The following is a 25,385-nucleotide window of genomic DNA, read 5'->3' as shown; positions in this document are numbered from 1 at the left end:
ATAAGTTGATTTATGTATAAATGTTGGGTAGCATGTAATGGATTTCTAGCTATACAGTAAAGCGATTTTTCACCCTAAGACACCTTTTCGCTGACACGGTGCCATATTAAAAAGGCATCCGAGATACTGAAATTACTTTGGACTCTTATTGCGAAAAGATTCCAGGGTAACAATGTTGTCTTTATTCTCCGAGTCCTTAGATCCTGGAGGGCTTGGTAGTGGCTTGGCTGGTGCTTCGGGAGTAAATTGCAACCCAAACTTCACGGAAGGATCCATAAAGCTAACCAAGGCAATGTAGGGAATCGACAAGGGCTCATGTGAGTTGTTAAAGCTCAAGGTCACGTTAAAGTGATCCGGAAAAACTTCCAGATCCCAAAATTGATGCTGCAATACGATGGTAACTTCATTGGGGTGCTGCTCACGCAAGTAGTCGGGCATGCTCACATCTTGGCGGTCAGTTCTAAATGTAATGTAAAAGTGGTGACTACCGGGAAGGCCGTGCTTAAGCACAGAGTCAAGAGTCTGGCGCACCACACCTCTAAGAGCCGTTTGAATCAAATGATCGTAATCTAAAGTATCCACTGACTTTTTTCCCTTTGTTCGTCTGTAGCCTCGTCAATCAAGTGGGGGCTTCTGTTGCCCGGTGCCCCCGAAACCGCAATACTCTTGCCCTTTAAGCAGCGCGTGCCGCTAGATAGTTGCCATTAGCGGCAACTAAAGCAGGAGTATTATCATTAATGCTATCTTTTGCATTTATAATAAAGCCCGATAACGGTGGTACAATACCGAGCAAAAGCGATGCCTTTACCACGCACGTCGATCCTGTTTCGCCCCCACAAAAAATGTCCAGTTTTACCTAAAACATTTTATGGTGGAGGCGCCGGGTACCGCCCCCGGGTCCGTAACGCTTATTTCACATAACGTTTATTGCCATAGTTAGTTACCTAACACCTTTATTATAGCAGTTTTTTACATCAAATGAAAGTCTTTCAACATTTTCCTGTAATTTGCTATATATTATATCTAGTGATTGTTATCAGTTACAGCAACCGTTTTAGCGACAAAACTATGTCTTTTTATTTTTAAAGGAGCCTCTATGTCCATCGATTCGAATCAACTTGAAGCTATCCGCGAGCAACAAGCCTCTTACTATACCACAAAACGAGCAACGGTTCCTGAATTAGAAGAAATTCTCTATACTCCCTTTCCTATACTCGACCACGGATTCGTTCGGGTAGTTGATTATATGGGTGATGATAGCTCTGTCGTGCAAGCAGCTCGAGTTTCTTATGGCAGAGGCACCAAAAAAGTAAATAAGGACCAGGGGCTCATTAATTACCTGATGCGGCACCGGCACACTACTCCCTTTGAGATGGCGGAGATTAAATACCATATCAAACTGCCCATTTTTGTGGCCCGTGAATGGATTCGCCATCGCACAGCCAACGTCAACGAATACTCTGCTCGTTACTCAATTCTTGGCAGAGAGTTTTATCTACCAAAAGCTGAAGACCTGGCCGAGCAATCAAAAAACAACCGCCAGGGCCGCGAGAAAAGCCTCAGCCCAGAACAAGCCAAGCGGGTGCTGCATATTCTCAGCCAAGATGCGCAGCAAACCTATGCGCACTATCAAGAGATGTTAAATGCCGATGAAGAAGGCAATATTTTGGATGAAACCCAGCCGTGCTTGGCCCGAGAATTGGCACGTATTAACCTGACGATTAATCACTATACCGAATGGTATTGGAAAATTGATTTGCACAACCTGTTGCATTTCCTGAGCCTTCGAGCCGACGATCACGCTCAATACGAAATCCGGGTTTATGCTGAAAAGATGCTGGAAACCGTCAAAAAATGGGTTCCCCTAACTTATGCGGCTTTCCTTAAGTATCGCCTGCATGGGGCTCATTTTTCACAAGTTGGTTTGCAAGTCATACAACGAATGCTTGCAGGAGAGCAAATTGATCAATATAATAGCGGTATGAATCCCCGTGAATGGCGTGAGTTGATGGCAACTCTTGAGGTAGATCAAAGCAACACAACCTCGGATGCGGCGTAAATTTAAGGAATACACATGAATAAGAAAATCGATGGAAACTTCGAGCTTGGCCCTCTTGATGCAGCTATTATTTTGAGAGAAGATGGCACTCTTGAAGCCTGCATGCCAGACCTCTCACAAGATGAATTGCCAGACAACGTCATGCTGGGCACTGCCCTTATTGTTGCTTTACAGGACCCTGAAGTTCTTGAAATGCTGGAGAGAAAATTAGCAGAGTCTTGTCTGGAAAACCAGATGGTTGGCGTTAACGACGATTAGACTCTATATTCTGGTGATAGTACTCGGCGTACGATTGGTATGCGCAGGAGTATTTTGTCATTGAATAAGAAAGTGAAGACAATTCCCACAAAAGCGGTAAGCGAGAATTTGAACACAATAGGTAATTCTGTTGCATTTAACCCGTACTGACACCAAATAACAACCGCTTCGTGAAACAAGAAAAAACCGTAGCAATTGGCCGCCAAAAAAGTCCACAATCGTGTAGGTTTTGAGACAAATTTATAAAATACAGCAAGCAAAAGCAGCATTTGTGACAGACAGAAGAATCCGTGCAACGTCGTTCGCACCAGAACACCTGGTGCTTCTGTAACCACCAGCTCCCACAAGCCAGTTGCTAACCAACCCTTTTCACGCAAAAGCGTGTGGAATTCATCACCATATGCCCCATCGTAAAAATAAGCCAATGAATACCAAACATAAGCCACTCCTAAAACAGCAGTGAGAATACTGAGTTTTGCCCACTGATTAGAAAACCGCTGCATCAGGTCCTGATTGGTTAAAATTCCAGATTGATACACAGCAGCCCCAAGGAAGAAATAAGCAAGCACCAATAAAAAGCGAGAGGCTTGCAGATGAAATATTCTCCAAAAGCCAATCCACCAAGGTGCTCCCCAAATAAGATCGGAAACACCAAGCAATACGGCACTGAAACTACCCCAGATCACAAAACCAAGCACAGGATTTTCTATTGTCCACTTGATAAAATTCACTAGGGATCGAAACACCCAAGGCAATAACTTACAAGCAATTATTAAGACTGCACTGTAAAGCGCCATGGCATACAGCACCCAAAATGGCCCTCCTCCTTGCAATCGTTCGGTGAAGAAAATACTGTTCCAGAACTGAAAATCCGACCCTAACCAAAACTCAAAATAGCCGACATCTGAATTTACAAAGTCATGATACTTCGGATAGGAAAGCAGAGGGATCATCAGCGGGATACCAATGATATAAGGAATTCCAAGGCGAATAAATCGCTCTTTGACATATCCCCAAGCACCTCTGCGTGCAAGTGAAGGCAGCACAAACATCCCAAAGATAAAAAATAACATTGGCATTATGATGCTTTGGTTTTGCAGATAAAGCACATCAAAACCGATGCTTCGATCATGGTCTCTAAAAAACCAAAACCGTCCCCAATAATAAGCATAAGCGTGTAGTGAATGGTCAAAGGCCATCAACAAAAACATAAAGGCACGCAGGTGGTCAATAAAATGAAGACGTTGATTTTCAGGTATAGGCATTTGTTATCCAGACAAATTTTTTGTTAAACGTGGGGCCCAGTCTAGAGGTTTTTGTCTGCAAAATCTATCCCTGACAAGCTCATCTCAAAGTGTCTCGCTTGACAACCCACCAAAAACAAAGCTAAACAACAGAGACGGCACCCGTAGCTCAGCTGGATAGAGCGTTGCCCTCCGGAGGCAAAGGTCAGAGGTTCGAATCCTCTCGGGTGCGCCAATCACTCCTCATACAAGGTCAGCACAAAGGTGCGAATTTTCTCAAGAACATTTGTCGCGTATTCTTCGGGTGCAGGAGCAACTCCTGTCACCCAATCCAATAAATCATTTTCCGGGCAATCAAGTAGATTTTCAAATAAAACGAGCTGAGAGTCTGTAAAATCAGACAAATACTTTTGAGCAAAACCACCAAGCAAGAGATCAAGCTCTTTTACTCCTCTGTGCTGGCAACGGTAAATGAGCCCCTTGAGACGTGGTCGAACAAGCTTGGATGTCAACGTTCTTTACTCGTCGTGCAAACAATTCACCTCAATCGCTTCGATGTCAAAATCTTCATCTTCATCTTCATCCATTTCTATTTCATCCTCATCAGGTTCTGACGCATCAAAAAATGCACAAAGAAACCGATCCCATACGCTGCCAAACCCCGAAGGATCTGGTGTCGGTGCATCTATCACCAAAGTATTTGCCCCAGAAAGAAGCCCTGTTAAAAATACAGGTCGAGCAGGTCCACCTTTGGGAACAGCAACCTGTTTGCGTCGATGAGAACCCAAAACCGGTCCTTCAATGATCATAAATCCCCGTTCAAAAACCGTATTTATATCACCAGGGCCTTTGTGGACATAGATAACTTCGCGATATCGCTTAACCATTTCACCTGAAACAGTTTTTTCTGGCGCCGGCCCCATAAGCAAGGCTTGCACCCCGTATCTTCCAGGTTGTGATTTAATAAAAACTTTGGTTTGGGAATCTGCTGTTTGTTGTCGCTCCGGCAATATATCTTCTTCAATTACCTCTGATGTTCCTGCTGCAATACCAGCAGTAATGAAAACAAATCCCATCAAAAAAATTATACTGAAGCGGATGCAAAATATTGGCTTTCTGATACACTCAAAGTGCTCATTCACCGATGTAAGCTGTGCGCTTTTCGCTATTATAAAATTCAACATTTTGAATCCGCACGAATACATTACTGCAATTTTTTTCACTGTTGCATCTCCTTAGCTCAGCAGTACAGTCTGTTTACCCCCTGAGGAGTTAACACCATTCTAGGGTAGGGCTTCTTAACGAACCATTAACGTTCTTTTTCCATCATGATGCACCCACGCGCTTTTGTTTATACTTGATTTTGTAAACCCTGAAAACTCCCTTAATTAGAAACATACTGAATGGTTACGGGAACAAATCTCGTTGCGGCTAAATTTTACTTACAGTAAAATTAGCAAAGATGGATGGCGGAGGGGATGGGATTCGAACCCACGATACAGGTATAACCCGTATAACGGTTTAGCAAACCGCCGCCTTCAGCCGCTCGGCCACCCCTCCTTGGGAAATCGTTGTTAGACATCCAACTCCTTCTACCTAACCTTCAATAGGGGTGATTGTCAATGCCCAAACGATGTTTTGTAGAAGCAATTTGATAATGTCCGCTTAAGCAATTTATCCCCTACATAATGCAAAAGAGCCAGTTGTTTCCTGGCTTGTTTGCACAAAACCTTATTTCCTTGAACTCTCAGGGTTTGTCTGTAAAATAGCTTGCAGTAATCCCCTTAATAGAAGAGGTTATTGCCCTGAAGGAGTTATGAATGCAAGTTGTAATGATTGGTGCCGGTTATGTTGGTTTAGTGTCAGCCACATGTTTTTCTGAATTTGGGCACTCTGTTGTTTGTGTTGACTCAAATCAACATCGGGTTGATGCTCTAAAGTCCGGTCAAATTCCCATCTTTGAACCAGGTCTTGATGAGCTTGTGGCTTGTAATCAAGACCGTGGATCTTTGAGTTTTACCACGGATATGTCTAAAGCTGTCCAACAAGCCGATGTGATTTTTATTGCTGTTGGCACCCCATCGCGTCGCGGCGATGGTCACGCTGATCTTAGTTTTGTGTTTCAAGCGGTTAGAGAAGTGGCTACTGCTCTTGATCATGATGCAGTCATCGTAATCAAATCGACGGTTCCTGTGGGAACAGCTGCAAAAGCAGAAGCAATCGCTCGCAAAGCCAATGCAAAGATTAAAATTGACGTTGTGTCTAATCCAGAGTTTTTACGAGAAGGATCAGCGGTCGAGGATTTTATGCGTCCTGATCGGATTGTCATTGGCACCAACAGCCAGCATGCAGAAAGTGTGATGCGCCATTTGTATAGGCCGCACTATTTAAACGAAACCCCAATGGTGATAACCAATCCTGAATCTTCTGAGTTGATCAAGTACGCATCGAATGCTTATTTAGCCAGCCGTGTCACCTTTATTAATGAGGTGGCCAACTTGTGTGAGCGATGCGGCGCTGACGTGCAAACCGTTGCCAAGGGAATGGGGCTGGATGGCCGTATTGGTAGCAAATTTTTGCATGCCGGCCCTGGCTATGGTGGGTCGTGTTTCCCAAAAGACACCAGAGCTTTGGTGCAAACCGCCAAAGACTATGGAGTTGATTTGAACATCGTGCAATCAGCAGTGACGGTGAATGAGGAACGCAAACTGCAAATGGTTGATAAAATTATTTCTGCCTGTGGTGGTAATGTGCAGAATAAAACGCTAGCGATTCTTGGTGTCGCTTTCAAACCCAATACCGATGATACACGCGAAAGTCCGAGTCTTAAAATTATCAGGACCTTGCAGTCTAAGAGCGTGAACATACGCGTATTTGACCCCAAGGGAAGATCAATGGCAGAACCGGAGCTTGGTGATGCTTATTGGGCCAATGACACCTACGATGCTGTTGCTGGAGCGGATGCGGTGGTAATTATCACTGAGTGGAATGAGTTTCGAGCCCTCGATATGGCAAGGCTTAAAGTTTTGCTGAAGGCACCTGTTATGGTGGATCTACGCAATATTTATCAACCAAAAGAAATGGCTGCGTCAGGTTTTGATTATTTTTCTGTTGGAAGAGAAACAGCGTTTGGTGCATCAAAATTATCGAAGTGTGCTTAAAACAATCGCACTTGATCATCATTTTCCTCTGATTTCCTACTTTTAAGCCACGAGGTCCAACCCAATTGGGTCTTGCCATCAAGCTTGCTGTTACAGACGTCTTTTGCGCGTATGACCAGATTGATATCTGTCTTATGATGCGGTGGAAGATAAAATTGAATAACTTTAAACAGTGGTCCGTACGCATCCCCGGTTTTTAAAAAGCGTCTGAAAGTTATTTCATCCAGTGGGCCAATGCGAATCGTACTGCGGGTGGCGCTATACCACACTTTGGTGCCTAGCATTGCCCCCCGTCCTAGGCTGCTAAATTGGCTGCGCGCGCCAATGTGGGTCCATTGTGATGGCTCTAGTTCAATCCATTGCCCTTGGAAACCTTTGATGGATACAGGGACTGCAAAATAATGACTGAGGATATGCTTGAGTCCTGCTGCTGAACGAGGTTGTTGCCATAGGAGACCAGAGTAAAAAAGCAGACTGTGCGGATGCATACCTAAGGTCTCTTCACTCGTGTATTGTGGGTCTGTCCCGGTAAAAGATTGCACACATTGTCCCAACAGGGTTTGATGTGGTTTCAGGGTGTTTAGAGCTGGCAGATATTTCTTGGCAATTCGATGTAGGATAGAAACCAAACGGTGGTTAAAGATATCAAGGAAGTCTTTGAGGGTATGGTCTTTATTGCGCATCCTCTCAAGAATAAGCTCGGTATAAGGTGTGGGCAGGGGCCCTTGCAGTCCAGCAATTCCCCAAAAATTTACGTTAATGGTTGGAGGCAATGATGTTTCGGTTTGCTCGAGACTGTAAATGTCACTGGAAGAAGATGACAGCGAAATGCGCGCCTTAATGTTGACGGCTTCGTCTTTTGGAGTTACCCCTGCACCAAGTGCGGTAACTTCAGGATTCAGTTGCTCCAGAAGCTTAATGACTTGATGAAATTCAAAGTCAAATGTATCTTGCCAGAGGGTCTCTGCTACAGAAGGTATCTCTTGCCGCTGTTTGGTTGCCATTTTTTCCACGGAGTTTTGCTACTTATTGAATAAATTTCCAGTTCTGTAAATGAGTTTACGGCTGCAAACAGCGCAAAAAACTCGTTTAGAACTGCCGAAAAAAGTAATGCCCCCCCACCGCCAAATGCCTCTGGGCTAAAGTGAAGGCCAAGCTGTGTCCCTTGGGCAAATCCCCGCCACGCGTCGTTTGAAAAGCGCCGGGTGACCGGTTTTGTCACGAGATCTTTGATGAGCTCTACTTCTTCAATCACATGTTTTTGGGTGAGGCCTGCATACATCTGAAGCGTTTCTTTTAAAGCTTGAGCTGCGTGATTTTCCGGACCAAATGATAAATGATTAGTGCCAAGCTGTGAGATGAGGCGCCACTGCGTGTCTCCATCTTGCGGTGGGTAAACTTGTATATTCGGTTTCTCCAGGCAGCTTCCCCGCGCAGGGATGCTTTCTTGCGATTCGAGTTGCGCGTTTGGTGGAATTTGATGCGCCAGAGCTCGGTTGGTACACAGGACTCGCGCATAAACTGTATCTCCGGTTAGCTTTTGTAGAGAAAAATCATAGTCGACAAAAGAGAGATACATATCAGTACCTGACAAACCTTTAACCGCGGCATGATCACGACGACCGTGCCAAAAAATGTTATTGTTTCGTTGTTGTTCATGGTGATTAAAGCTGAAATAAGGAGCAAGCTTGTGAACTGCTTCAGTTGTTTCTTCTGCCGCAAAGACTTCCCGAATGGAATGAATTTCTGTGGTGCGCTCTCTGCGATAGTCTGCAACGAGACGATATTCGGTTGCTTTGTGGTCGAGGCGGATGGGTTCTGAGGTTTTTTCAAAGAGATTAATGATCGGAGTGCAGCCCAGAGGAAAGTTTTTCGCACTAATCAAGAGAGAGTCAACCGAAATATGGTTAGGCACAGAGATCAGCAGATCAAACGATTTTCCGCTTTGGTTGGTTGCAAGGCCAGCAACATCAAAAAAGAGAAATTTTTGTGGGCAATTAAAATATTCAAAGAGATAGCGGTAAGCGGGGTGACTGGCGATCGGAGTTGGGATGACTGCTTCATCGTTTGCAAAACCCACTGGGGTAATCTCACCTGCATGTTGAACTATGAGTTGTTTTTTATCCGTTGTCTCCTGGTAATTTTCAACGACAAATCCTTTAGAGGTTTCCGAAAATAACAACTCATAAAGGGCATTCTGGACAGGACGGCTACCGCTGAGATAAAAGCGTAATTTTTCAATACCTAGGTCTTGAATCGGCACGGAAAACGAGGCAATGCGAAGGCGCAGGACCCGAGCCGTGGGAATGCGGCTTGTTTGGCATTCAAGAATATCTACAGGCACAATTTCAGCTTTTGTGACCTCAATGGGCCAAATTTCCGTGTCATAGCATGTTTTGAAATGACATAGGACCCCTTCTTGGCTACGGCAAAAAACTGGGGTGCCGCGATCAATAGTGTATTTTGAGTTGAGTTTTCCTTTGCTGGGGTCGGCAGCAAAATGGGCAATTGTTGTTGAGGGTGTTGGCAGAGTAAACTGCGGATACAAAACCCCAAGCAGCGTGCTGGTAAAGCGGGAAAATTTATCGTCGATTCCTTGCTGCAATCCGGCTGTTAGGTAGGCAAAACTTTCAATTAGACGTTCTACATGGGGATCCGGTGTTTCGCCTGCACCCAGCTCAAGACGTCGGGCAATTTTAGGGTATTTTTGCGCAAAGTCAGAGCTAGCCTGCCGCAAGTACTGCAATTCACGCTGATAGTACGTCAAAAATGAATCTGGAGATGATTCTGCCACGGTTGAAGCCCCTGTTGTTATGCTTGTTATTTTGGGTCAATTGTAGCATCTGCGATTGTGGATTGCTATACTCGTTAGCTGATAAACAGCCGCTCCCGCTGGACCAATAACCCTTTGATAAATAAGTAATATTTTTTTAGGTTTTCGTAAACTTTTTCTGAAATTTCCTTTTTAATTCAAATATTTAACTAATGACCGCAGTAAGGTGATGCAATCAAAATACGTCAGTAACTGACAAATAACAAGAAAACAGCAAGAAAGTTTACGAAAAGTAAAAATCTTTTTCTTTGTTTTTCAAGTGGTTATTGGTCCAGCGGGAGCGGCTGCAGATCTATATACTCTCTGGCCATAAAATCCGTAACAGTAACGGTATGCCGCCGGCATTGGATACAAGTATTTCCAGTAGGATCTTTACCAAAATCCCGGGTAATCACATTGAGAATGGTTTGCACATGGGTTGTTTTATCCCCTAAGGTATAGGGATGATCAGCGATATAGCCAACAAGAGTTACACGGTTGTTATGCAAAGCTTTGCATAATGGATATTATGCAAAGTAAAATCTAATGAAATTGAGAGTATGAAACGAACTTTAAGAGCTACTTTGCATAATACTTTTCTTCGCATAACGGTTGATTGAGTTTGTTTTCATGAGGAAATCCTTTTCGTTTTACGTCGCTTAGGTTTAAGAAAGACCTCATAGCATCCCCACTAAGGCATAAACGCGCGACAACCCACCACTGCAAAAAGAACAAGAGCTCTTTTTCTGGCACCAATCTCCATCCTGCCAATCCACCAATGATCAACACGAAGCACTCGTGTGACCCACAAGGCCCTAAAACAAAGGGATCTTGCATAAAATGGTGGTATCGGAGGTAGGGATGAGATAAAGTGGCGTCAGCCATATGATGATCTCCTGTATTTGATCACATTTGGTTAGCGGTAACTGAGTGGTCTAACACTCTGTTGCCGCGCTCATTTTCGGGGCTACTCTGATTGGAGAATAAAAGCAACCCCCTATTTTTACATACCGAAATTCAGGTAAGTTAGTGCCATTAGTTTGTACTCTTTCTTGCCCCTTCAATCACTTGTGCATAAATCTCTAATGTTTTACGACACATTTCGTCCTTAGAAAACAGGCTATGTATTCGGTTCCGCGCGGTTTGTGCGAGAGACTCTCTTTGTTGGTTGGACATAGAAAATACGATCTCAAGTTGTTTGGTCAAGCTTTCAGTGTCATCTGGGGAAATCAGCCAGCCGGTTTTGCTGTGCTCGATAATCTCAGGAGCGGCGCCTATATTTGAGGCGATTACAGGTGTGCCCATAGCGCCCGCTTCGGCCATGGTGCGTCCAAACGCTTCTGGAACTGTTGAGCTGACAACCACTACATCTGCCAGCAGATTAACTGCGGGCATGTCTGTGCAGTTGCCAACAAATTTGATTTTTTGTTCCCAGCTAAGTTCTTTGATCTGCTGTCTTAGCTCTTTTACGTATTTTGAGTCTGGATTGGTTTTGCCCACGAATAAACAAGTCCATTTGCCATTTTTTAGATTTTCCAATGCCTTTAGTAGGATTTTATGCCCTTTTCTGCGCACCACTCGCCCAGGCAGTACGATCACTCTGTGATCGTTCGGCACGCCCCACATTTCTTTGAGTTGCTGCGCTTGTTTGGCATTGGCTATGTTGCATGTGAATTTTTCTAAATCGACGCAGCGATGCACGATATCAATTTGTCTCTCTTGCCCTTGAATATAGGGCGAATAAATTCGACGAATATGTTGGTCAATAAATTCTGAAATGGCGATGATACGATCAGCTCTTGTCATGACAGAGTTGTACCAGACTTCAAAACGATTTTGATGGCCGTAGGTTGAGTGAAAGGTTGTCACAAGGGGAGTCTGTGTCTGCTTGCAGGCAATGTAAGCGCTCCAAGCGGGTGCGCGTGAGCGAGCATGGACAAGGTCAATACACTCATCTTGGATAAGTTTTTTCAGCGATAAGCTATTTTTGAAAATCTTGACTGGATTTTTGGTGTTCAACCCCATAAAGATGTGGTTACAATTTGATTGAGGCAGATCCCTGACCATACTACCGCCCTCAGATGTTATAAATGCGTGGTGATTATTCCTAACTAGAGCGTGCGCAATATCGAAAGTGCCCTGTTCGACACCTCCGGTATCGAATGCTGGCAGAACCTGGAGGACGCGATATAGGGCTTGTGACATTGGGACTATGGCAATTTCATCAATAATATCTATATTATTAACATAAACCTTGAAAAATTAGTGCAAAAAGATTAGTCACTTGCTCAAAGTTTATGCTAGTGTTTTTGTATAGGTAAAAGTTATGTAGGTAACAAAGGTCGTTATGAAAAGGAAAAAGTTAATCAGTCTTGGTTTGATTGGCGTGTTGTTGTTGACAGCTATCGGGGCTTACTTTGTGATGCGCAATGGTGATGAAATGGATGATTTCCAGTTTCCATCTGTTGAAGTAACAGAAGTGCGCAGAGGCTCAATTGTTAGGCGTATTACTGTCATTGGCGTATTGCTTGCCGACCAAAGGGTTGATATTAAGTCAGAGATACGTGGCAAAATCAGCAAAGTTAATTTTGATGAAGGAACTTATGTCAGCAAAGGTGCTGTCCTAGTTGAAATTGAGGATAGTATGTACCAGGCCAAGCTGAAAGAAGCTGAAGGTGACCTCAAATATTGGCAGGCCGAATATGCAAGACAAAAAACGCTTGCAGCTGGAAAAGCTGGTTTGGGAAAAAAGTTAGATGAAGCTATAGGAAGACTTCAACAAGCAGAAGGAAGATATGAAGCAGCACAGGTTGATCTTGAGCACACAAAAATTTTGGCACCTTTTGATGGTTATGTAGGCTTGCAAAACATCAGTGTTGGTGCTTCTGTTAATGAGCAAAAAGATCTCTTAACGCTTGTAGATATGGATCCCATTAAAGTAGATTTTCGTCTTCCTGCGACCCACATACAACGCATTAGCCGTGGTCAAGACGTAAAGGTGACCATTGATGGTTTTCCTGGCCAAATGTTTAAGGCAACCATTGATTCTATTGATTCCAAAGTTGACCCACTGGACCACAGCATTGAAGTTAGAGCGGTAATCCCCAATAAGCGTGCTATTTTAAAACCCGGTTTGTTTGGTCGAGTCAGAGTGGTGGTTGGCGCGAAAGATGGTGCTTTGTTGATTCCTGAGTCCGCGGTTCTCTCCAGTGCATCTGAGGAATATGTCTATGTGGTTCGTGAATCTCCTTTACGCGGAAAAATGACGTCTTTTTCTGTAAAACAAGCGATTACTACGGGTCTTTCCGAAGCAGGAACCATTGAAGTTTTGCGGGGACTTTCCGAGGGAGACCGGATTGTGACGGTTGGGCTCTCGAAAGCCCAGGATGGCCAGCCAATTAATATTGTTGAAGAGGCTGAAGAGGATGAAGATGAAGATGAAGATGAAGATGACGAATAAGCATTAATGATTAATATAAACGAGTAATCTCAACAATGAAACTGACGGAAATATGTATTAAAAGACCGGTGCTAGCGACAGTTTTGTCGCTATTGTTGGTTATTCTAGGGTTGGTAACCTTTAATCGTTTGCAGGTTCGTCAGTATCCGCGTGTCGACTACCCCGTCATCAGCGTGACAACTCGTTTTGAAGGAGCAAGCCCCGATATCGTTGAAACGCAAGTTACCAAAACGCTCGAAAATGCTTTGGCTGGAATTGAAGGTATTGATGAAATGCGCTCTACCAGTATGCAATCACAAAGTTCAATTACTCTAAAATTTAGCTCAGAACGGGACATTGAAAGTGCTGCCAATGATGTACGCGATAAAGTGAGTAGAGCCCGTACAAAATTGCCGCAAGATGTGCATCCTCCTGAAATCCGTAAAGCGGACGTTGATGCGAATGCGATGATGTTCCTGACACTTTACAGCGATACTCAGGAAACAAAGGATGTTGCAGATTACGTCAAAAGAGTTCTTGAAGATCAAATCGAAGTTGTGGGCGGAGTTGCATCCGTGGAAATTTGGGGCGGTGGTGATTATGAAATGTTTATCCGCTTGGATCCTATGCGCTTGGCAGCTTACCGCATGACGGCAGAAGATGTTTCCCATGCACTTAGAGAACAGAACATCGAAAAGTCCGCTGGTCGTTTGATTACAAAAGAAAAAGACATATTAATCACCACCAAGGCGCCTTTGAAAACTGAAGAGCAGTTTCGTAATGTAATCATTAAAGAGCATGAAGGATACTTAGTACGAATTTCGGATGTTGTGGACGAGGTAAAGTTCGACTCTATCGAGGATCGGTATTCGGTTCGTTTTAACGGCAAAGAAGCTGTAGCTATGGCAATATTTCGTCAATCTGTGGCGAATCCACTGGCTGTGGCAAAAGAAATCAAAAAAATGCTTCCAAAAATCCGATCTGATTTACCAGAAGGAATGCACATTGACATTGCTGTCGATCATTCGGTTTTCATTGAACGTTCGATTGATGAGGTGTATCGCACGATTTTTGAAGCGGCTATTTTGGTGATGTTGGTGATTTTTGTTTTCTTAAGATCGATGCGGGCGGCTCTCATTCCCATTGTAACTATTCCGTTATCATTGATTGGCACCTTTGCTTTGATGTACCTGTTTGGATTCACCATTAACGTGTTGACTCTACTGGCTTTGGTGATGGCAATTGGACTTGTGGTGGATGACGCGATTGTGGTTTTAGAAAACATTTACCGACATATCGAAAATGGAATGTCGCCAATGCAGGCAACTATCAAGGGGTCTAAGGAAATTGGTTCAGCAGTTGTTGCCATGACCATTACCTTGGCAGCGGTTTATGCGCCAGTTGCCCTTATTCCTGGAATGACAGGTAAAATCTTTACCGAGTTTGCTTTGACACTAGCAGGGGCTGTGGTCCTGTCCGGATTTGTTGCCCTTACATTGTCACCAATGATGTGTGGTCGATTGCTCAAAATTCACCGGGTAAAGATTACCAAGGATGATAAGGTGCATCACCCGATTAAGGCTTTTTTCAAGCGGATTGATTTATGGATCGATCGTACCTTGGAGGCAGTTGATCGCAAATACAAGCGTTGGTTGGTGGTTTTTATCAACGGAGATTCACATATTCCCTTTACTAATCGAGAGGGAAAAAAGATGAAGACTTCCAATCGAATCCTTGTCTTGAGTGTAGGGATTTTGATTGCTGCTATCGGTGGATATATTGGTTTTAGCATGAAACAAGATCTTTCACCCTACGAAGACCATGGTTACGTTAAAGCAAGGGCTTTTCCTCCTCGAGGTGCCAGCCTTGATTACATTAACAAGTATGTGAAGCAAGCTGAGGACATCTTTCTCAAGGAAGTTCCAGAAATGGATCGGATTTTGAGTATTATTGAAGCCCAAGGAGGTGATAATACGACCTTAGAAGCATACCTCGTGCCGTGGGAAGATAGAAGCCGCTCATCCATGGCAATTGCCAAAGAAATGGGATCAAAGTTGACTAAGATAACAGGCCTTAGTTTTAATGTTTGGGGGCGTGGACGCTCTCTTGTGGCCGGAGGTAGTCGGTTCCCAGTGGATATCGTTGTACAATCGACGAAGTCTTATGAAGATTTAGTTAAGCTTTTTCATATCTATGAAAAACGTTTGGCTAAAGAAGTTCCTGGTCTTACTAGAATTGAACATGATGCTCCTAGCGATGAACAAGAGTTTGTAATTAATATTGATCGCGACAAAGCTGCTTCTCTGGGCGTTAAGGTTTTAGAAATTGCCGATATGTTGGCTATTTTAAGTGGCCGTCCGGCAACGTTCTTTAAAACAGAGTCATATCGTTACCCTGTGACGATCCAACTTGCAAAGAAATTCAGACGTACCAAAGAAGATATTGCTTCCCTTTATATCAGGGGTAGAAAACCTTATAAGAGGGATGAAGCTATGATTCCTTTGTCAGAGATTATAACGATTGAAAAAAAATTAGCGCCAACAGTGATTAGCCACTTTGGTGGACTCAAGTCTTTGAGGCTTTATGCAGGCGTCAAGCCCGACTACGGCCTGGGAGAGGTCTTAAATCAAGCTATGGTTGTTGCCAAACGAACACTGCCAGAAGGCGCAAAAATTGATTATGGGGGTGAAAGCAAACGGTTTTTTGAAGAATCAGCCAATATTATCTTGATCTTTATCCTGGCGCTTATCTCGATTTATCTGGTACTTTCGGCCCAGTATGAAAGTTTTGTTGATCCACTGGTGATTTTGGTAAGTGTGCCGTTGTCATTGGTGGGAGGAGTAATCACCCTCAAGTATTTAGGTGGAACCTTTAACTTTACCGGCTCAGGTCCGTTCTTTGAAGCGGCAACCCTGACGATTTTTGGAAAGATTGGCTTGATCACGCTTGTTGGCCTGATCACCAAGCACGGTATTTTGATTGTTGAATTTGCCAACCAGTTGCTCGAAAGTGGTGATGCAAAAAATCGTCCAGAAGCTGTGATTAAGGCATCAAAGGCGCGTTTGCGCCCTATTTTGATGACAACGTTTGCGATGGTTTTAGGCGCTGTTCCGTTGGCACTCGCCAGTGGTGCTGGCTCTGAAAGTCGCCAGCAAATTGGTTGGGTGGTCGTGGGAGGAATGTCTATTGGAACACTCTTTACCCTCTTTATTGTGCCTATTGTCTACACTTACCTGAGCCGGGACAATATTGCGATGGTGTATCGGAATATCATGCGAAAGTTGTCATTTAGTTGATTGGTGATTGTTTTGTTATTTGAAAAGATTCAAATGTAGTCAAATCTCCTGCGACAGCAAATTTGTCCAAAACTGAGTTTATTTACCAAAAGCACGCTTTTAAGTCGATTTTGTTGAAATACCCCCTTTTGTTATGCGTCAAGTTGTCCTAGAATGATGAGATTAGAAATTCTGTAGACGATAGCTAAAGAGAGAAGATAACAATGCCATGGAATTCACAAGGAGGCGGTAATGGCCCTTGGGGTAGCCACAAGGGACCCAAAAGATATTCTTCAGGTGGCGGGCAACCGCCTGATTTTGATGAAATAATCCGCAAAAGCCAAGATCGGTTCAGGCAATTTTTCCCAAAAGGTTGGGGTGGCTTTTCGGTTTTTATAGCGGCTTTTGGGGTACTGGTTGTACTGTGGATGAGTACTGGAATTTATAATGTGACCGAAGGTGAACAGGCTGTAGTATTGCGGTTTGGAAAATGGATTCAAACGACGGGTCCCGGGCTTCGTTATCATCTTCCTTATCCCATTGAAACAGTGATCAAGCGTCGTGTTGACAAGATTAATCGCATTAATAGCGGTACCGATCCTTTGGAATTTTCTAAAGTGTCTTTCGGAGGAAAGGTGCTGCGAGCTGTTGAGGACCAACCGTTGATGTTGACTGGAGATGAGAATATTGTTGATGGCAACTTTACCGTTTTGTGGTTTATCAAAGATCTAGGTCAGTACCTTTTTAAAGCTCGATCACCGGATGAAACCGTTAAGATAGCAGCAGAAAGTATTATCAGGGAGATTATTGCCCAAACCCCAATCGCTGATATTTTGACTAAGGGACGTGGTGATATCAATGAGAAAGCTAGAGTGCAGCTGCAAAAGCTGGTTGATGAATATCAATTGGGTATACAGATTCAGGAGCTGCTCCTGCAAAAGGTGGATCCACCCGCATCCGTTGTTGAATCATTTCGAGATGTACAGCGAGCTGTAACAGATCAAGAGCGGATGGTCAATGAAGCTCAGGCTTACCATAACGATCTGATTCCCAGAGCAAAGGGGGATGCTATTAAGTTTGTTCAACAGGCTAAGGGACAACAGGCGGTGATTGTTGCCAGAGCCGAGGGAGAATCGGCACGCTTTCTAGCAGTCTTAAAGGAATATCGATTGGCGCCTGAGGTGACAAGACGCCGAATGTATTTAGAGACAATGCAAAAGATTTTTGGCAGAACGGGTATGGTGCTCATCGATAGTAATGCCAAAGGCGCTCAAGGAGTGGTTCCCTATCTGCCGCTTACAGAGCTGCGCCAGAAAAACAAAGCCTTAGGGGCAGCAGATTCAACAAGTGCGGAGGGATTAAAATGAGTCAAGCAAAACTAATACTCGGTTTGTTTGTAGCCCTGGTATTTCTTGTTGTTGCAAGCAATACCTTTTTTACGGTCAATGAGCGAGAACAGGCTTTTACTTTGCAGTTTGGGCGTGTTGTAAATATTTATGAAACACCGGGCCTAAAAGTTAAGATTCCCTTCGTGCAAGAGGTCATAAAGTATGATCGGCGCCTTTTAGATTACAATATTCCCGCTATAGAAGTCATTGCAGGCGATCAAAAGCGCATGGTTATTGACCTGTTTACACGTTATGTGATTTCTAACCCTGTGAAATTTTATCGTACATTGACTGATGAAGCTGGAGCCAAAAATCGCCTGTCTTCAATTGTGCCTGGAAGTATGCGCCGTGTTGTGGGTCGGATTCGCCTTGGCGACTTGCTGTCTGAAAAGCGTGTTGCGATCATGGATCGAATTCACAAAGAAGTTCAACGAGCAACTCAGGGGTTTGGTATTGATGTGAAAGATGTGCGCATTATTCGTGCTGATCTGCCAAAGGAAAATAGTGAAGCAATCTTTAGGCGGATGGAGAGTGAGCGTAAGCAGGAAGCCAGCCTTTATCGTGCTGAAGGACATAAACTGGCCAATGAAGTTCGCTCTAAAGCAGACCGCGAGAAAGCCGAAATAATTGCAACGGCAAAGAAGGAAGCAGAAACGATTAGGGGTTCAGGAGAGGCCCGTGCGGTTGAGATTTTTGCTCAAGCCTTTAATGAAGATAGAGCCTTTTTTGATTTCTGGAAATCTATGCAGGCCTATGCCATCTCTCTAGAAGGCGACAAAACCACTCTGGTTTTATCACCAGAGGGAGAGTTTTTTAGATATTTTGGTAAATCAGCTCGCAATTAATGGTCATTTTTAAGGAGAGGCAATAATGGATCACAGGTCGGCATTAGAAGAAAGAGGCATGTTCAAGATTCGAATACGGTGGCTTCTTGCCTTTTGTTTTGTGCTTTGTCTTTCCTTGGGGTTGGTTGTAATACCTGCCCATTCGGTAACACCGCCAGGTAGTTTTGCTGATGTCGTGCAACCGCTCTTGCCGGCGGTTGTAAACATTTCAACGACCAGTGAGGCAAAAGAGCGCTATGGTCCGGGGCTTCCTAATGTTCCAAAAGATCATCCATTTTATGAATTTTTTCGCCGGTTTATGGAAGATCCCCAGTTTAATCGTCCGCGTAAAACCAGAGCGCTGGGCTCTGGTTTTATCATCAGCCCTGAAGGGTTTATTGTAACCAACAATCACCTCATTGCTGATGCAGATGAGATTACTGTGATTTTACAAGACAAACGTGAATTAAAAGCGGAAATTATTGGTCGAGATCCTCGTACAGATCTTGCTATTTTGAAAGTGGCTTCTAAGGAAAAGCTTCCCTTTGTGAAATGGGGTAATTCAGATCAAGCTCGTGTAGGGGATTGGGTGATTGCTATTGGAAATCCCTTTGGTTTGGGCAGTACAGTGACTGCTGGAATTGTCTCAACTATAGGACGTGATATTTCTTTAAGGGCACGGCAGTCTCCTGCAAGTTATGTTGAAGGCTACATTCAAACAGATGCATCGATTAATGTTGGAAACTCAGGAGGTCCAATGTTTAATTTGTTGGGTGAGGTAATTGGGATTAATACTGCTATCCTTTCACCCTCAGGCGGCAACGTTGGTATTGGTTTTGCAATTCCTGCAAATCTTGCACAGCCAGTTATTGAGCAATTAAAGCAATATGGTCGAACCCGCAGAGGCTGGTTGGGGGTACAAATTCAAAAAGTTGACAAAAAGATGGCTGAAAGTTTTGGCTTAAAAAAGCCGGAGGGAGCTCTTGTTGGTAGTGTGAACAAGGATGGACCAGCTGCAAAATCAGGGCTTAGGACCGGAGATATTATTTTGAGTTTCAACAACGTTCTAGTCAAAGAATCACGTAACTTACCTCGCATTGTTGGAGAATCACCCATCAATAAGCAAGTACCCGTCATCGTGTGGCGTGATGGAAAGCAAATGACCCTCAAAGTTGTTGTGGGTGAATTTGAAAAAGCTGAAGAAAAAGGCTGGATCTCGTCTGAGACTAAAAAAATATTGGATGAGAGTGCAGAAAAGGTGTTAGGACTTGGTCTGAAGAATTTAACAGACGCTGATAGGGCAAAATTCAACTTGGGTCGGGACATGCAAGGTGTCTTGATCGTTGGAGTTGAGAGCTATAGTGAGGCCGCCGAAAGAGGACTTAACGAAGGTGACCTTTTGGTTGCGGTGAACAACAAAGAAGTTAAGAGGGTTGAAGATGTTGTTAAGGCGGTAGAGCTTGCACGTAAGGCAAAGAAAAGTCATATTTTGATATTGATGCGGCGAGGCAGTGACAATTTGTACTTGACCCTTGGTTTGGAGGAGAAATCAAAGTCAGGTAAGGGTAAAGCTGCAAAGTCAAAGAAACGACAACATCGGGAAAAGTAGAGAAATATATTGGGTGTATCCGCTTTGCGTGCCGTCATCCTGAACGCTGATTTTCCAAACGTGCTACTGTAAGTCGCGCGAATTGGAAAAGCTTTGCGATTCAGGATCCGTTTCTTAGGCTCCAACTAAAAACTTATCTTAATAGAAAATAATGAGTTTTGAAATGGATCCTGAATCGCGAAGCTTTTGAAGCCAATCTTTTTCAAAGATTAGCTTCAAAATCAGCGTTCAGGATGACGGACCGTGTGGCGTTACCCCAAAATATCCCTTCTTGAACCACGCCACAAATTGGTATTCAATCAATGTTCTCACTTCCGACCTTAGATTCCTTTCCTGTAAAAGATCATCGCGTTTTAATGCGGGTTGATCTAAATGTTCCGTTGGATAACGGAAAAATTCTTGATACCACTCGTATTGACCGAGTTATTCCTGAAATTACATATTTGCTGCAAAATCAAGCCAAAGTCATTCTCATGGCGCATCTGGGGCGACCTAAGGGGCAACCCGCTGCTGCCTTTTCTTTAAAAGTTTTGCTTGATATGTTGGCACAGAAGCTAGGCCAGCCCATTTTTTTTAGCTCAGATTGTGTCGGAACGGAGGCCAAGCAAGCTGTATCTAAGCTTCAGCCAGGTGAAGTCCTGCTTTTGGAAAATTTGCGATTTCATGCTGGTGAAGAAAACAATGATCTTGAATTTGCTCAAAGGCTCGCAGAACTTGGTGATCTCTATGTTAATAATGCTTTTTCCGTGTCACACAGAGCCCACGCATCTGTCGAGGCAATCACCCACTTACTTCCAGTATATGCTGGAAAAGCTTTGGCTGTGGAAATACATGCCTTAATCAGTGCCCTTGAGCACCCAAAAGGACCTCTAATGGGTATTGTGGGCGGTAGTAAAGTCTCAACTAAAATTAGTGTGCTACATCGCTTGGTTGAAAAGCTAGATATATTGGTTTTAGGAGGCGGTATTGCTCACACTTTTTTGCTGGCAAATGGTGTAGAGATTGGCAAGTCAATTTGTGAACCTGCGCAGATGGATGTGGCAAAGGATATTATGTTGAGTGCAAAAAAACAAAAAACCGAGATCTATCTACCAGAGGATGCAGTTGTTGTTGAAGATTTTACTACCTTTTCTGGCCACAATGTTCGAGATATGGATGAAGTGAGATCAGGTGAGATAATTCTTGATATTGGCCCCAAGACAGTTGAAAAAATCACGCAGCTTGTCAGCCAGAATGCAACCTTAGTTTGGAATGGCCCCTTGGGTTTGCTTGAACGTCCTCCTTATGATCGTGGCTCTATTTCGGTTGCAAAAGCCATTGCTCGCCAAACAGCATCTGGAGAACTCTTTAGCGTCGCTGGAGGCGGGGAGACAGTTACTGCCATCAATCGAGCTCAATGTGCTGATAAGTTTAGTTACGTGTCCACAGCTGGGGGAGCTTTCCTAGAGTTTTTAGAGGGAAAACGTTTGCCGGGTCTTGAGATTGTGTATTGCGGAGAACGTGAACGGTCCAACCACTCCTTCAGTGATTACTAATCGTAAAAAAAATTGTCGCTGAACAATTCAATTTTTTTGATGAAAAATCACTGAAATTACAATCGACAAAGGTAGAAAAATCTGTTTACTGTACGAGATGTCATGGAAAATTGAACTCATTGTTTCACGTGAAACAATTTCTAGATTTGTTGAACTTTTAGAAGTTGGCAGTGCAAGTGTTGCCTATTTTGAAAAGAGTGAGGGGAATAGCTGGTGCATCCAGGTTTGGCATGCGACTAAACCAAACTCAACAGATATAAACGCGCGAGTGGCTCTTCTGGCGACTTTGCTTGATGTTCCTATACCAACAGTAACAATCCAAGAAGCACCAGAGAAGGATTGGGTACAGGAGAACTTGCAATCCTTTCCCCCTATTGAAATTGGATGCTTCTATTTGTATGGCAGTCATATCCAGAGCGCACTTCCTGCCAATAAAATTGCATTTGAGATTGATGCTGGGATGGCTTTTGGTACTGGATCTCACCCAACAACTCAGGGGTGTTTGTTAACTTTGGAAAAGCTAGCACAAAACACCGATGTCAGAATCAGTAACGTTTTAGATTTAGGATGTGGATCTGGAATTTTGGCTTTTGCATGCGCTAAACTTTGGGATTGCCCAGTTATGGGAATTGACAATGATCCTGAGGCAATTGCTGTTGCTAAAGAAAACACATTGAAAAATAATATTTCAAATATAGAGCTTGTTGTGTCTGAGGGCTTTGCAGAACTATTGCCTTATTTGTCATTTGACCTAGTCACAGCTAATATTCTCGCCAATCCCCTGTGTGAGTTAGCACCTCAAATGTTAGAGCACACAAAACCTGGAGGATACGTTGTGTTGTCCGGCATTCTTAAGGAACAAGGCGAGCGGATCGTTCATTGTTACCAAAAAACTGGGTTTACATTGAAGGATCAAATCACCTTGGGTGAATGGGTGACACTGACATTGCAAAAGGCTGGATAGGCCCTACCATGACATGTTAGTTTAGACTCATTGATTCACATACTAAAGGGAAAACTATGTTTCGTAACCTCATTTTTTCCGCTATTTCAGTCCTAGGCACCCTAATGCAAAATAATGTTCCATCTCAAGCTATGTCAAACCCAACTCTTTCGCAAAAAATTGGCCAAATGATTATGGTTGGCTTTCATGGGGATCAGCCAAATAGTCAAGAAGTCATAGCCCTGAAAAAGGAAATCACCAAAGGTCATGTTGGTGGTGTCGTTTTTTTTAATTACAATATCGAATCACCCCAACAAATCCGAAAGTTAACGCTCGCTCTTCAGGCTGCAATTCAGGATTTACCCCTCCTACTCGCTGCCGATCAAGAGGGAGGTCGCGTACAAAGATTGCCTCCAAGCAAGGGTTTTATGGGATTTATGGCTCCACAAACTGTCAGCCAACAAAACACGCCAGCACAAGCACGCCTTTATTACCAAAATATGGCAAAAGAACTTCATGAAGCTGGATTCAATTTGAACCTTGCACCTGGTGTAGACTTATACAGTGCTCAATCTCCTGCAATTGGCGGACTTTCGCGAAGCTATTCTGCTAATCCTGCTCTCATTGTTCAATACGCTCAGGCATTCATCGAGGCTCATCATAAATATGGAATCTTGACCTGCCTGAAACATTATCCTGGCCATGGTCTTGCACAAAAAGACAGCCACCTTGGAATGGTTGATATTACAGACACGCACCAAGACAAGGAACGCACCCCCTTTCGAGAGCTGATCCAATCGGGTCACGCGGATATGGTAATGACCGCTCACCTTGTGCACCGCAATGCTGACAACCGCTACCCGAGCAGTCTGTCACCACAAATGCTCCAAAACTGGCTGAGAAATGAAGATGGTTTTCAAGGTATCGTCATTACGGATGATCTCATGATGGGTGCCATCAGCAAAAAATTTAATCTCGAGGAAGCTGTGATTCAAGCCATTCTTGCAGGCAATGATATTTTGCTGTTTTCAAACAACGCTGCCAGCAATCCCAATGAGGCAAAATCAACACAAGATAAAGCAATGACTTTTCCTGGGCGAATTATTAAAATTGTGCAACAGGCCATTGAGCAAGAGAAAATCCCCCTATCACGAATTGAGGATTCCTATCAGCGTATTATTCGGGCGAAATCTCAGCTACATAGAAAGGCAGCCTAATGAAAATTGCTACCTGGAACGTCAACTCGATAAAGGCCCGTATGCCCTCAGTGTCAGAGTGGCTTGAGTCAGCTAACCCAGACGTGGTCCTCTTACAAGAAATTAAATCAACAGCTGATACGTTTCCCTATAGCCAGCTTTCTCATCTGGGGTACAACATCGAAGTTGTTGGGCAAAAAACCTATAACGGTGTCGCTATTCTCTCAAAACGCCCTATCGAAGACATAATCACCAAACTTCCTGGAGATAGCACGGATGAGCAAGCTCGATACATTGAAGCCGTAGTGGGAGACGTGCGCGTTGCCAGTGTGTATGTCCCCAATGGTCAAGAGGTTGGGTCAGAAAAATTTGCTTACAAACTTGCATTTTATGAGCGCCTCTATCGGCATGTACAAACTTTGTTACAATACGAAGAAGCTTTTGTAATTGGCGGAGACTACAATGTCGCCCTGAACGATGAAGATGTCTATGATCCTAAAACCCTTGCGGGCAAACTCTTGTTCAGCCTTCCCGAACGTAGTTGTCTTCGCAAAATTCTTAACCTGGGGCTTACGGATGCCACTAGGATTATACATCCTGCAAGTTCCCCACAAGGCCAAGAAATGTATTCCTGGTGGGACTATCGAGCTGGATCTTGGGCGAACAACAATGGTATGCGTATTGACTATCTTTTGTTGTCACCTCAAGCTGCTGACCGGCTGGATGATTCACAAATTGACAAGCTTGCCCGAGGTAAGACCAAAGCTTCAGATCATGCTCCAGTTTGGTGTAGTCTGCGATAAAATTCTCCATAAAAAATTCTTGCGCTCATTTTTTGTTTTCTGTACGATAATTATGGATATACTGAAGGGAAATGGAAGCCAACAGTTTGACTCAGATCCAGTTTAATACGGGAAAATATCAAAGATGAAAAGGAGATTGCAATGGCATGGGGAGGGAAACGAATTAATGCAGGTAGACCAAAAGGCACAGGAAAATACGGCGAACCAACAAAACCGATGCGAATCCCTATAAGCAAAATTGATAAAGTCCTGGCAATATTGATCAATGAAAATGATCCAATGCCTTTGAATAAAAATCAGGAGACTCAGATATTTAAAGCAGTTGCAAACTCCAAACAACAAATCCCCCTCTACAGCTCAAGAGTTGCCGCAGGCCTTCCAGCACCGGCTACCTGTGAGGTTGAAGACACCATTGATCTCAATGAGCATCTACTTACCAATCCAACAGCAACCTACTTTGTGCGTGCAACCGGTGAGTCAATGATTGGTGCTGGCATTTACCCAGGTGACCTTTTGGTTGTCGACTGCCACATGCCAGCCCAAAGTGGCCGAATTGTTATAGCTCTCATTGATGGTGAACTTACAGTCAAGCGTCTTTTCAAGGACCAAGGCAACAATTTGTTCCTCATGCCTGAAAACCCAGATTTTGAAGCCATCCAAATTAATGAAGAAATGGACTTTATGATTTGGGGTGTGGTGACGAACACGATCCACAAGGTTTAGTTTTTTGTTCAGTGACAATTTCTTGTTTGATAAAATTATTGAGCAGAGAGTACAGGTATAATTCTTGTTTAACTTGGGCAAATTTTTTTTCCCAATTTCTAAGAGTATTTCTCGCG

General features: G+C 43.7%; 23 protein-coding genes and 2 tRNA genes. 14 read left to right on the top strand and 11 right to left on the bottom strand.

Annotated features, from left to right (window positions below; genetic code table 11):
- Positions 1–132: 132 nt before the first annotated feature.
- Positions 133–582, bottom strand: coding sequence for a ClpXP protease specificity-enhancing factor SspB (locus tag ABFQ95_01910; protein MEN8236294.1), 450 nt, complete (start codon positions 580–582; stop codon positions 133–135).
- Positions 583–673: 91 nt separating this feature from the next.
- Positions 674–811 (bottom strand): hypothetical protein, encoded by a 138-nt coding sequence (locus tag ABFQ95_01905; GenBank protein MEN8236293.1) that lies wholly within the window; start codon positions 809–811, stop codon positions 674–676.
- A 285-nt stretch (positions 812–1,096) separates the two neighbouring features.
- Between ABFQ95_01905 and thyX the strand changes: the two genes are divergently transcribed.
- A complete protein-coding gene (gene thyX, locus ABFQ95_01900) occupies positions 1,097–2,059 on the top strand; it encodes an FAD-dependent thymidylate synthase (protein MEN8236292.1) in 963 nt (320 codons plus the stop codon).
- A gap of 15 nt (positions 2,060–2,074) precedes the next feature.
- Positions 2,075–2,317, top strand: coding sequence for a hypothetical protein (locus ABFQ95_01895; protein ID MEN8236291.1), 243 nt, complete (start codon positions 2,075–2,077; stop codon positions 2,315–2,317).
- Here the strand turns inward: ABFQ95_01895 and ABFQ95_01890 are convergent.
- Positions 2,314–3,582: an acyltransferase family protein gene (locus tag ABFQ95_01890; protein ID MEN8236290.1), complete on the bottom strand. Its 1,269-nt coding sequence runs from the start codon at positions 3,580–3,582 to the stop codon at positions 2,314–2,316. The two genes, ABFQ95_01895 and ABFQ95_01890, sit on opposite strands and share 4 nt — an antisense overlap.
- Positions 3,583–3,719: 137 nt before the next feature.
- Between ABFQ95_01890 and ABFQ95_01885 the strand changes: the two genes are divergently transcribed.
- Positions 3,720–3,796 (top strand) — tRNA-Arg (locus ABFQ95_01885).
- A gap of 1 nt (position 3,797) precedes the next feature.
- Here the strand turns inward: ABFQ95_01885 and ABFQ95_01880 are convergent.
- From ABFQ95_01880 to ABFQ95_01870, 3 genes are all read right to left on the bottom strand, one after another.
- Positions 3,798–4,073, bottom strand: coding sequence for a succinate dehydrogenase assembly factor 2 (locus tag ABFQ95_01880; protein ID MEN8236289.1), 276 nt, complete (start codon positions 4,071–4,073; stop codon positions 3,798–3,800).
- Positions 4,074–4,079: 6 nt separating this feature from the next.
- A complete protein-coding gene (locus ABFQ95_01875; protein MEN8236288.1) occupies positions 4,080–4,637 on the bottom strand; it encodes a hypothetical protein in 558 nt (185 codons plus the stop codon).
- A 391-nt stretch (positions 4,638–5,028) separates the two neighbouring features.
- A tRNA-Ser gene (locus ABFQ95_01870) sits at positions 5,029–5,121 on the bottom strand.
- Between the two features lie 260 nt (positions 5,122–5,381).
- Here ABFQ95_01870 and ABFQ95_01865 point away from each other — a divergent pair.
- Positions 5,382–6,722 carry a UDP-glucose/GDP-mannose dehydrogenase family protein gene (locus tag ABFQ95_01865; GenBank protein MEN8236287.1) on the top strand — a complete coding sequence of 447 codons (1,341 nt, stop codon included), beginning with the start codon at positions 5,382–5,384 and terminating at the stop codon, positions 6,720–6,722.
- On the opposite strand, the gene tssG is transcribed toward ABFQ95_01865, so the two are convergent.
- From tssG to ABFQ95_01840, 5 genes are all read right to left on the bottom strand, one after another.
- Positions 6,719–7,726, bottom strand: coding sequence for a type VI secretion system baseplate subunit TssG (tssG, locus tag ABFQ95_01860; protein ID MEN8236286.1), 1,008 nt, complete (start codon positions 7,724–7,726; stop codon positions 6,719–6,721). The genes ABFQ95_01865 and tssG overlap by 4 nt on opposite strands.
- Positions 7,690–9,516 (bottom strand): type VI secretion system baseplate subunit TssF, encoded by a 1,827-nt coding sequence (gene tssF / locus ABFQ95_01855; GenBank protein MEN8236285.1) that lies wholly within the window; start codon positions 9,514–9,516, stop codon positions 7,690–7,692. Before tssF ends, tssG begins: the two co-directional genes overlap by 37 nt.
- A 302-nt stretch (positions 9,517–9,818) precedes the next feature.
- Positions 9,819–10,043 (bottom strand): hypothetical protein, encoded by a 225-nt coding sequence (locus ABFQ95_01850; protein ID MEN8236284.1) that lies wholly within the window; start codon positions 10,041–10,043, stop codon positions 9,819–9,821.
- A 70-nt stretch (positions 10,044–10,113) separates the two neighbouring features.
- A complete protein-coding gene (locus tag ABFQ95_01845; protein MEN8236283.1) occupies positions 10,114–10,419 on the bottom strand; it encodes a hypothetical protein in 306 nt (101 codons plus the stop codon).
- Between the two features lie 150 nt (positions 10,420–10,569).
- A complete protein-coding gene (locus tag ABFQ95_01840; protein MEN8236282.1) occupies positions 10,570–11,739 on the bottom strand; it encodes a glycosyltransferase family 4 protein in 1,170 nt (389 codons plus the stop codon).
- A gap of 142 nt (positions 11,740–11,881) precedes the next feature.
- Between ABFQ95_01840 and ABFQ95_01835 the strand changes: the two genes are divergently transcribed.
- From ABFQ95_01835 to umuD, 10 genes are all read left to right on the top strand, one after another.
- On the top strand, positions 11,882–12,994 hold the full coding sequence (locus ABFQ95_01835; GenBank protein MEN8236281.1) for an efflux RND transporter periplasmic adaptor subunit: 1,113 nt from the start codon (positions 11,882–11,884) through the stop codon (positions 12,992–12,994).
- A gap of 35 nt (positions 12,995–13,029) precedes the next feature.
- Complete coding sequence (locus ABFQ95_01830; protein MEN8236280.1) at positions 13,030–16,269, top strand: efflux RND transporter permease subunit; 3,240 nt, start codon at positions 13,030–13,032, stop codon at positions 16,267–16,269.
- A 203-nt stretch (positions 16,270–16,472) separates the two neighbouring features.
- Positions 16,473–17,615: an FtsH protease activity modulator HflK gene (gene hflK, locus ABFQ95_01825; protein ID MEN8236279.1), complete on the top strand. Its 1,143-nt coding sequence runs from the start codon at positions 16,473–16,475 to the stop codon at positions 17,613–17,615.
- Entirely contained in the window at positions 17,612–18,481 is an 870-nt protein-coding gene (locus ABFQ95_01820) for a protease modulator HflC (protein ID MEN8236278.1), read from the top strand. Before hflK ends, ABFQ95_01820 begins: the two co-directional genes overlap by 4 nt.
- Positions 18,482–18,506: 25 nt before the next feature.
- Positions 18,507–20,069, top strand: a complete 1,563-nt coding sequence (locus ABFQ95_01815) for a DegQ family serine endoprotease (GenBank protein MEN8236277.1) — start codon at positions 18,507–18,509, stop codon at positions 20,067–20,069.
- Positions 20,070–20,371: 302 nt separating this feature from the next.
- Positions 20,372–21,604, top strand: a complete 1,233-nt coding sequence (locus tag ABFQ95_01810; protein MEN8236276.1) for a phosphoglycerate kinase — start codon at positions 20,372–20,374, stop codon at positions 21,602–21,604.
- A 97-nt stretch (positions 21,605–21,701) separates the two neighbouring features.
- Positions 21,702–22,568, top strand: a complete 867-nt coding sequence (locus ABFQ95_01805; GenBank protein MEN8236275.1) for a 50S ribosomal protein L11 methyltransferase — start codon at positions 21,702–21,704, stop codon at positions 22,566–22,568.
- Positions 22,569–22,624: 56 nt separating this feature from the next.
- Entirely contained in the window at positions 22,625–23,764 is a 1,140-nt protein-coding gene (locus tag ABFQ95_01800) for a glycoside hydrolase family 3 protein (GenBank protein ID MEN8236274.1), read from the top strand.
- A complete protein-coding gene (locus tag ABFQ95_01795; protein ID MEN8236273.1) occupies positions 23,764–24,546 on the top strand; it encodes an exodeoxyribonuclease III in 783 nt (260 codons plus the stop codon). The genes ABFQ95_01800 and ABFQ95_01795 overlap by 1 nt, the downstream gene beginning before the upstream one ends.
- Positions 24,547–24,687: 141 nt before the next feature.
- The gene (gene umuD / locus ABFQ95_01790) at positions 24,688–25,269 is read left to right on the top strand and encodes a translesion error-prone DNA polymerase V autoproteolytic subunit (GenBank protein ID MEN8236272.1); all 582 of its coding nucleotides are present in this window, start codon (positions 24,688–24,690) and stop codon (positions 25,267–25,269) included.
- Positions 25,270–25,385 lie beyond the last annotated feature (116 nt).

The sequence above is a fragment of the Pseudomonadota bacterium genome (assembly GCA_039714795.1).
Lineage (GTDB): Bacteria > Pseudomonadota > Alphaproteobacteria > JAGOMX01 > JAGOMX01 > JBDLIP01.
Note: the sequence above shows the minus strand (reverse complement) of the source record. Positions and strands in the feature narration are given on the sequence as shown.